The 447-nt window shown below is 69.4% G+C and carries 1 protein-coding gene; it reads right to left on the bottom strand.

The features are described from left to right. Positions 1-447 (bottom strand): hypothetical protein (locus ACOMDU_RS13675; RefSeq protein ID WP_421130707.1); only part of this gene is annotated, 447 nt, incomplete at both ends.

Consider the following 447-nt stretch of genomic DNA (forward strand, 5'->3'; position numbering starts at 1 on the left):
GTCGTGGGCGGCGTCGTAGGTCAGACCGAACAGTCCCAGCACGCCGGCCACCGCCTCGTCCGGGCCATCGGTGCCACCGGCACCGACCTGCAAGATCCACAAGGTCAGCTGCTGGGTCGCCCCCATCGCCATCCACACCAGCCCGACCACCACGTAGGTTGCCGGGACGCTGAACACCGCCGCCAGGAACGCGCGCAGCATGCCGGCCGTGGACCCGCGCATCGCCGAGAGCACGACCTGGACGGCCACGAAGATCATCAGCAGCGGGATCATCGCCACCACGATGATGTGCAGCATCCCCGGGTGGTCGATCACCGTGCTCTCGCCGCCGGCCACCGTCGTAGTGACCTGACCGCCGACGACCGTGACCCACCACTCCGGGGTCAGCGCACCCACGGAGAAAGCCTGCTCGATCAGCCCGGCAGCGGCCTTCGCCAGCCCCAGGAT

This window comes from Vescimonas sanitatis, from assembly GCF_049060325.1.
Lineage (GTDB): Bacteria > Bacillota > Clostridia > Oscillospirales > Oscillospiraceae > Vescimonas > Vescimonas sanitatis.